At 56.4% G+C, this 8,084-nt stretch carries 8 protein-coding genes; 7 read left to right on the forward strand and 1 reads right to left on the reverse strand.

Annotated features, from left to right (window positions below; all coding sequences use genetic code 11):
- Window positions 1–28: 28 nt before the first annotated feature.
- From ACLQ7H_RS01965 to ACLQ7H_RS01975, 3 genes are all read left to right on the forward strand, one after another.
- A complete protein-coding gene (locus ACLQ7H_RS01965) occupies window positions 29–211 on the forward strand; it encodes a Trm112 family protein (protein WP_021804911.1) in 183 nt (60 codons plus the stop codon).
- A complete protein-coding gene (gene kdsB / locus ACLQ7H_RS01970) occupies window positions 208–957 on the forward strand; it encodes a 3-deoxy-manno-octulosonate cytidylyltransferase (protein ID WP_411751216.1) in 750 nt (249 codons plus the stop codon). Before ACLQ7H_RS01965 ends, kdsB begins: the two co-directional genes overlap by 4 nt.
- Window positions 958–1,090: 133 nt before the next feature.
- The gene (locus tag ACLQ7H_RS01975; RefSeq protein ID WP_411751217.1) at window positions 1,091–1,987 is read left to right on the forward strand and encodes a YcbJ family phosphotransferase; all 897 of its coding nucleotides are present in this window, start codon (window positions 1,091–1,093) and stop codon (window positions 1,985–1,987) included.
- On the opposite strand, the gene elyC is transcribed toward ACLQ7H_RS01975, so the two are convergent.
- Window positions 1,984–2,757, reverse strand: a complete 774-nt coding sequence (gene elyC / locus ACLQ7H_RS01980) for an envelope biogenesis factor ElyC (RefSeq protein ID WP_411751218.1) — start codon at window positions 2,755–2,757, stop codon at window positions 1,984–1,986. The two genes, ACLQ7H_RS01975 and elyC, sit on opposite strands and share 4 nt — an antisense overlap.
- Window positions 2,758–2,909: 152 nt before the next feature.
- Here elyC and cmoM point away from each other — a divergent pair, with 152 nt between their 5' ends.
- From cmoM to mukB, 4 genes are all read left to right on the forward strand, one after another.
- The gene (gene cmoM / locus ACLQ7H_RS01985) at window positions 2,910–3,695 is read left to right on the forward strand and encodes a tRNA uridine 5-oxyacetic acid(34) methyltransferase CmoM (protein WP_411751219.1); all 786 of its coding nucleotides are present in this window, start codon (window positions 2,910–2,912) and stop codon (window positions 3,693–3,695) included.
- Window positions 3,692–5,014, forward strand: coding sequence for a chromosome partition protein MukF (mukF, locus tag ACLQ7H_RS01990; protein ID WP_024484593.1), 1,323 nt, complete (start codon window positions 3,692–3,694; stop codon window positions 5,012–5,014). Before cmoM ends, mukF begins: the two co-directional genes overlap by 4 nt.
- Window positions 4,995–5,723: a chromosome partition protein MukE gene (mukE, locus tag ACLQ7H_RS01995; protein WP_411751220.1), complete on the forward strand. Its 729-nt coding sequence runs from the start codon at window positions 4,995–4,997 to the stop codon at window positions 5,721–5,723. The genes mukF and mukE overlap by 20 nt, the downstream gene beginning before the upstream one ends.
- The coding region (mukB, locus tag ACLQ7H_RS02000; RefSeq protein WP_411751221.1) for a chromosome partition protein MukB at window positions 5,720–8,084 on the forward strand (2,365 nt) is incomplete at its 3' end. The genes mukE and mukB, both read left to right, overlap by 4 nt.

Here is an 8,084-nt window from a genome sequence, read left to right on the forward strand (position 1 = left end):
TGTTAGCATATCTTCCCCTGGAGGAAGCATGGATCACCGTTTACTCGAAATCATTGCCTGCCCGGTTTGCAACGGTAAGCTCTATTTCAACAAAGAACATCAGGAACTGGTCTGCAAACTGGACGGCCTGGCCTACCCATTGCGTGATGGCATTCCGGTATTGCTGGAAAACGAAGCACGCACCATCCCACTGGACGAGAAGCACGCATGAGTTTTATCGCTATCATCCCTGCGCGTTACGCGTCCACCCGCTTGCCGGGTAAACCGTTGGCGGATATCCACGGTAAGCCGATGGTGGTACATGTGATGGAACGAGCCCGTGAATCAGGGGCTTCCCGCGTGATTGTCGCCACCGATCACCCTGAGGTGGCCAAAGCGGTCGAGGCTGCTGGCGGTGAAGTTTGCATGACCAGCCCGGATCACCATTCCGGCACCGAACGCCTGGCGGAAGTGATCGAAAAATGTGCCTTTGCCGATGATGAAATCATTGTCAATGTGCAAGGCGATGAGCCGATGATCCCGCCGGTTATCGTGCGTCAGGTGGCAGAAAACCTGGCGGCCAGCAGCGCAGGCATGGCCACGCTGGCGGTGCCGATTGAAACCGCAGAAGAAGCCTTCAACCCGAATGCGGTCAAGGTGGTGATGGATGCGCAAGGCTATGCGCTCTATTTCTCACGCGCCACCATCCCTTGGGATCGCGAGCGTTTTGCTCAGTCAAAAGAGAGTATTGGTAATAGCCTGCTGCGGCATATCGGCATTTATGCCTACCGTGCCGGTTTTGTGCGCCGCTACGTCAGTTGGCAGCCAAGCCAGTTGGAACAGATTGAACTGCTGGAGCAGCTGCGTGTGCTATGGTACGGCGAAAAGATCCACGTCGCGGTGGCGCAGGCCATTCCGAGCGTCGGTGTCGATACCCCAGAAGACCTGCAACGAGTGCGTGACAGCATCAAGCGTTGAACCCTCTATTGGCCGGAGACTCCGGCCATCTCAATTCCTGATTTACCCCTTTTATTGATCTGCATTGAAGAATTTCTCCGCTCACCGTTCAATGATGACCGGTGCTTGTCCTTAATCTGGAGGGTTTTGCCCAATGGAGCAGCTGCGTGCCGAATTGAGTATTGTGCTGGGGGAGTCCGTCGGTCGCCTGGAACGCGTCAGTGAACAACCTTATGCCCATCTGTATTCGCTGTACGATCGCCAGGATCATGCGATCCCGTTGATGGCGAAAAGCTTTGTCTGTGAGGGCATTGCCCAGCAGGAAGCTTATAAGCTATCCATGTTGGCGCGTGAAGGGGACATTCGTCTGCCAGCGGTATTTGGCGTGGTCTACACCCGGCAAGCGCCCTACAAAGAGATTTTGCTGATCGAACGCCTGCGTGGCGTGTCGGTCGAGGCTCCAACAAGAACCTTGGGCCGGTGGGAAGCCTTAATGGATCAGATTGTCGACGGCATGCTGGCCTGGCACCGTATCGACAGCCACGGCTGCGTGGGCACGGTAGACAGCACGCAGGAGAATGATTGGTGCAGCTGGTACCATCAGCGTATCGAGGTACTTTGGTCAACCTTGGGTAATATGAACTCGCCGCTGTTAAGCATGGCAGATCGCCGTCTGCTGTACCGCACGCGCGAAATGCTGATCGACTTCTTTGCCGATTTTGACGATCCTTGCGTGCTGGTGCATGGCAATCTGGGCTTGCGTAGCATGCTGAAAGATGCCAAAACCGACCAACTGCTGGCGATGCTCAACCCAGGCATGATGCTGTGGGCGCCACGAGAATATGAGCTGTTCAGGCTGTGTGAGGCGGGGATGCCGGATCAACTGCTGTTCCACTATCTACAGCGTGCGCCGGTGGCGGAGTCTTTCTTGTCTCGCCGTTGGCTCTATGTGGTGTGGGAAGCGGTGGCCAGGATGATCCATACCGGCAAGCTGGATCGCCCGGCGTTCGATCAGGCCGCCCAACAGCTACGGCCCTGGCTAGCTCATTAATCGCTGCTGGCCTCACCGTCACCTTTTAGCTGCTGCCACAGGCTGCCCAGCGTTTCGTATGCTGCCCGTTCGCTGTGTCCAAGGAACATGGCGGAAGGCATCACCCGCTCCCAGATATTCAGCGGTGAGGTAATGGCCAGTTGATTGGCCGGAGCCGGGATTGGGTGTAGGCCCTGGGCCTGAAAGAAACGCATGGCACGCGGCAAGTGATTGGCGGATGTCACCAGCGCAAACGGCTGTTGCCCCACCAATTTGGCGACTTCTGCGGCTTCCTGTTCGGTATCCCGCGGGCGATCCACCAGTACGATGTCGCTGGCAGGTACGCCCAGGCTTTCCGCCACCAGTGCTGCGGTAGCCGCGCTGCTTCGTGTTTTCGCGCCTTTTCCGCCGGTAAAGACCATCTTGCTACCTGGGTGCGACAGGTATAGCCTGACGCCTTCCGTCACCCGTGGCAGGCTGTTGTTGAGCAGGTTAGAGCTAGGGGCCCAGTCTGGGTTATAGGTATAGCCGCCACCCAGCACCACGATATAGTCAAGCGGGCCGTTGCCTCGATAGGTCGGGTAACCGGATTCTAACGGTTTCAACAGGCGATCGGCGACCGGTTGCAGGCTGAGCAGCAGCAGCAGCAGCCAGCTCAGGCTTAATATGACTTTGCCGCTTTTCTGCCAACGGGTAAACCACAGCAGCAATAATGCCAGCCCCATTAACAACAGCAGAGCGGGGAGCGGCATCATCAGGCCGCCAATAAATTTTTTTAAGTGAAATAACATCAAAAATCAGGTCCTTTTGGGCGAAAAAACGACATCTGGCCGCATTCATGCTGCAAGAAGATTTATTCTAAGCCAGTCTGTGCCAAAATAGCAGGTTTGAATGGGCAGGCGCTTTGCCGTCGGCCAAGATAAAATCAGCGGAGCCGTTGTCCATGCAGGATCGCAATTTTGACGATATTGCCGAGAAGTTTGCGCGTAATATTTACGGCACCACCAAGGGTAAAATCCGTCAGGCGGTAGTCTGGCAGGATCTGACCGCGCTGCTGGCCCAGTTGCCACAGCGGCCGCTGCGCATTCTGGATGCTGGTGGGGGCGAAGGCCATATGGCTTGCCAACTGGCAGAATTAGGACATCAGGTCTTGTTGTGCGATCTTTCTGGTGAGATGATCCAGCGCGCTGCGTTGCTGGCCGAGCAGAAAGGTGTGAGCCAGAACATGCAATTCATACAAAGTTCGGCGCAAGAGATTGGTCAGCATTTGGCACAACCGGTCGATCTGATATTGTTCCATGCGGTTTTGGAGTGGATCGCCGAACCCCAGGTGGCATTACAGGCGTTGTTTGATTGCCTGGTGCCCGGCGGCGCACTGTCACTGATGTTCTTTAATGCCAACGGTTTGTTAATGCGTAATGTGGTGTTGGGCAATTTCCAACTGGTGGATCCCGAGGTCAGGCGGCGTCGCAAGCGCTCGCTGTCGCCGCAGTATCCACACAGCCCACCGCTGGTCTACGGCTGGTTGGAGCAGATGGGCATGCAGATTTCAGGGAAAACTGGCGTGAGGGTTTTCCATGATTATCTGCAAAGCAGGCAGCTACAGACCCAAAAATTTGAAGAGTTACTGGCGCTTGAACAGCTTTATTGTCGGCAAGAGCCTTACGTGAGTTTGGGGCGCTATATTCACGTCTCGGCGCATAAACCGAACCTGAAGGACGAACTATGAGTGAATTTTCCCAGACAGTACCCGAACTGGTCGCCTGGGCACGGAAAAATGATTTCTCTATTTCGCTCCCCACTGAGCGTCTTGCGTTTTTGCTGGCTATCGCCACGTTAAATGGTGAGCGGCTGGACGGCGAGATGAGCGAAGGTGAGCTGGTTGATGCATTTCGCCATGTCAGCAAAGGGTTCGAACAGACGCATGAAACGGTGGCGATTCGCGCTAACAATGCGATTAACGACATGGTGCGCCAGCGCCTGTTGAACCGTTTTACCAGCGAGTTGGCGGACGGCAATGCCATCTATCGCCTGACTCCGCTGGGTATTGGTATAACCGATTACTATATCCGCCAGCGTGAGTTTTCGACCCTGCGCCTTTCCATGCAGTTGTCGATCGTGGCGGAAGAGCTGAAGCGTGCCGCAGACGCCGCCGAAGAGGGTGGTGATGATTTCCATTGGCACCGCAACGTCTTTGCTCCGCTGAAATACTCGGTAGCGGAGATCTTTGACAGTATCGATCTGACCCAGCGCCTGATGGATGAACAGCAACAGAGCGTAAAAACCGATATCGCGGCGCTGCTCAACCAGGATTGGCGTGCGGCGATCTCCAGCTGTGAGATGCTGTTGTCGGAAACCTCCGGTACCTTGCGTGAACTACAGGATACGCTGGAGGCCGCAGGTGATAAACTCCAGGCCAACCTGCTGCGTATCCAGGACGCCACGTTGGGCGAGATGGAGCTGGGCTTTGTCGATAAGCTGGTATTTGATTTGCAAAGCAAGCTGGATCGCATCATCAGTTGGGGCCAACAGGCGATTGACCTGTGGATCGGCTATGACCGCCACGTGCACAAGTTTATCCGTACCGCCATCGATATGGATAAAAACCGCGTGTTCGCCCAACGCCTGCGCCAATCGGTACAAAACTACTTCGATAATCCTTGGACGCTGACCCATGCCAACGCCGATCGTCTGCTCGATATGCGTGACGAAGAGCTGGCGTTGCGTAGTGAGGAGGTCACCGGGGAGCTGCCGCCAGATCTGGAATATGAAGAGTTCAGCGAAATTCGCGAACAGCTGGCAGCGATGATCGAACAGGCACTGAAGGTTTACCAGGAACAAAAAATGCCGCTCGATTTAGGGGCAGTGATGCGCGATTATCTGGCGCAATATCCGCGTGTGCGTCACTTTGACGTTGCCCGCATAGTGGTCGACCAGGCAGTGCGCCTTGGTGTGGCTGAAGCTGATTTTTCAGGGTTGCCAGCACAGTGGCAGGCAATCAATGATTACGGAGCCAAGGTACAGGCCCATGTCATCGACAAATATTGAACAAGTAATGCCAGTCAAGCTGGCCAAGGCATTGTCTAACACGCTGTTTCCGGCGTTGGACAGCCAATTGCGCGCAGGTCGTCACATCGGTATCGATGAGTTGGACAACCACGCATTCCTGATGGATTTTCAAGACGAGCTGGAAGAGTTTTATACCCGTTACAGCGTCGAGCTGATCCGGGCGCCGGAAGGGTTCTTCTATTTGCGCCCGCGCTCGACCACGCTCATTCCACGCTCGGTGCTTTCCGAGTTGGACATGATGGTTGGCAAGATCCTGTGCTATCTATACCTGAGCCCCGAACGCCTGGCGCATGAAGGCATTTTCAGCCAGCAGGAGCTGTACGATGAGCTGCTTAGCCTGGCGGATGAGAGCAAGCTGCTGAAGTTCGTCAACCAGCGTTCCACCGGTTCGGATCTCGATCGTCAGAAGCTGCACGAAAAAGTGCGCTCCTCGCTCAATCGCCTGCGCCGTCTTGGCATGGTGTATTTCATGGGCACTGACAACAGCAAATTCCGCATTACCGAGGCGGTGTTCCGCTTCGGTGCCGATGTGCGTAGCGGTGACGACCCGCGCGAAGCCCAGTTGCGGATGATCCGTGACGGTGAGGCGATGCCGGTTGAAAACAGCCTGTCATTGAACGATGAAGTTGATGCGGAAGATGCGCAGGCAGATGCCACCCCGGACAGTGCAGAGGATGAACAGGAATGATTGAACGCGGTAAATTTCGCTCACTGACGCTGGTTAACTGGAACGGTTTCTTTGCCCGAACCTTTGATCTGGATGAGTTGGTCACCACGCTTTCGGGCGGTAACGGGGCCGGTAAGTCCACCACCATGGCGGCCTTCGTCACGGCGCTGATCCCGGATCTGACGCTGCTGCACTTTCGTAACACCACCGAAGCCGGTGCCACCAGCGGTTCACGCGATAAAGGCCTGCACGGTAAATTGCGTGCGGGTGTCTGCTATTCAACGCTAGACGTAGTCAACTCGCGCCATCAGCGTGTGGTGGTCGGGGTTCGTCTGCAACAGGTTGCAGGGCGCGATCGTAAGGTCGATATCAAACCTTTCACCATTCAGGGGCTGCCAACGGCGGTGCAACCGACCGAACTGCTGACCGAGACCGTGGGTGAGCGTCAGGCACGAGTCCTTTCGTTGCAAGAGCTGAAAGAGCGTGTTGAAGAGATGGAAGGGGTGCAGTTCAAGCAGTTCAACTCCATCACCGATTACCACGCCCTGATGTTTGATCTGGGGGTGCTGCCCAAGCGCCTGCGAACTTCTTCCGACCGCAGCAAGTTCTATCGCCTGATCGAAGCCTCGCTGTACGGCGGGATTTCCAGTGCCATCACCCGTTCTTTGCGTGATTACCTGCTGCCGGAAAACGGCGGCGTGCGTAAAGCGTTCCAGGATATGGAAGCCGCGCTGCGCGAGAACCGTATGACGCTCGAAGCCATCCGCGTCACCCAGTCGGACCGCGATCTGTTCAAGCATCTGATCTCCGAAGCGACTTCGTACGTTGCCGCAGACTACATGCGCCACGCCAATGAACGGCGTATCCATCTGGATGGGGCGCTGGTATTGCGCAACGAGCTGCTGAGCAGCCGCAAACAGCTGGCCGCCGAGCAGTTCCGCCACGTTGAAATGGCGCGTGAACTGGCTGAGCAAAGCGGTGCCGAATCCGATCTGGAAACCGATTATCAGGCTGCCAGCGATCACCTTAATCTGGTGCAGACCGCAATGCGCCAGCAGGAAAAGATCGAACGCTATGAAGGCGATCTGGAAGAGCTGACCTACCGTCTGGAAGAGCAGAATGAGGTTGTCGCCGAAGCGGGCGAGCAGCAGGCGGAAAACGAAGCGCGTGCCGAAGCGGCAGAACTGGAAGTGGATGAGCTGAAAAGCCAGCTCGCCGATTACCAGCAGGCGCTGGACGTGCAGCAAACTCGCGCCATTCAATATCAACAGGCACTCCAGGCTCTTGAACGCGCCCGTGCGCTGTGCCAGGTGCCGGAACTGACCGCCGAAAATGCCGAAGAGTGGCTGGATACCTTCCAGGCACGTGAGCAGGAAGCGACAGAGTCTCTGTTGCAGTTGGAACAAAAACTCAGCGTGGCGGATGCGGCTCACAGCCAGTTCGAGCAGGCCTATCAACTGGTGGGTAAGATTGCGGGCGAAGTCAGCCGTAGTGAAGCCTGGCAAACCGCGCGCGAGCTATTGCGTGACTGGCCTTCGCAGCAACATCAGGCTGAGCGTGTGCAGCCGTTGCGGATGCGTTTGAGCGAGTTGGAGCAACGTCTGCGCTCGCAGCAGGATGCCGAACGTCTGTTGCAGGAGTTCTGTAAACGTCACGGGCAGAGTTATCAGCCGGATGAACTTGATGCCTTGCAGCAAGAGCTGGAAGAGCGTTTGGAATCGCTGTCGCAAAGCGTCAGTGAAGCCGGTGAGCGCCGGATGGAAATGCGCCAGGAGCTGGAGCAGATCCAACAGCGCATCAAAGAGCTGACCGCCAGGGCACCGATTTGGCTGGCCGCGCAGGATTCACTGACCCAGCTCAGCGAGCAGAGCGGTGAAGCCTTCGAAGATAGCCAGCAGGTTACCGAATACATGCAGCAACTGCTGGAGCGCGAACGTGAAACCACCGTTGAGCGCGACGAAGTAGCCAGCCGCAAACGTGAAATCGAAGCGCAGGTTGAACGCCTAAGCCAGCCGAGCGGGGCAGAAGATCAGCGTCTGGTGACGCTGGCGGAGCGCTTTGGCGGCGTGCTGCTGTCGGAAATCTATGACGATGTCACCATTGACGATGCCCCGTACTTCTCTGCGCTGTACGGCCCGTCGCGCCACGCCATTGTGGTGCCGGATCTGTCTCTGGTGCGCGAGATGCTGGAAGGGTTGGAAGATTGCCCGGAAGATCTCTACCTGATCGAAGGGGATCCGCAGTCGTTTGACGACAGTGTGTTCGCCGTCGAAGAGCAAGAAAAAGCGGTGGTAGTGAAAATTGCCGATCGCCAGTGGCGTTACTCGCGCTACCCTGAGGTGCCGCTATTTGGCCGTGCTGCCCGGGAAAATCGCCTGGAAG

Origin of the sequence: Serratia sp. (in: enterobacteria) (genome assembly GCF_046715635.1) — a bacterium.
Lineage (GTDB): Bacteria > Pseudomonadota > Gammaproteobacteria > Enterobacterales > Enterobacteriaceae > Chania.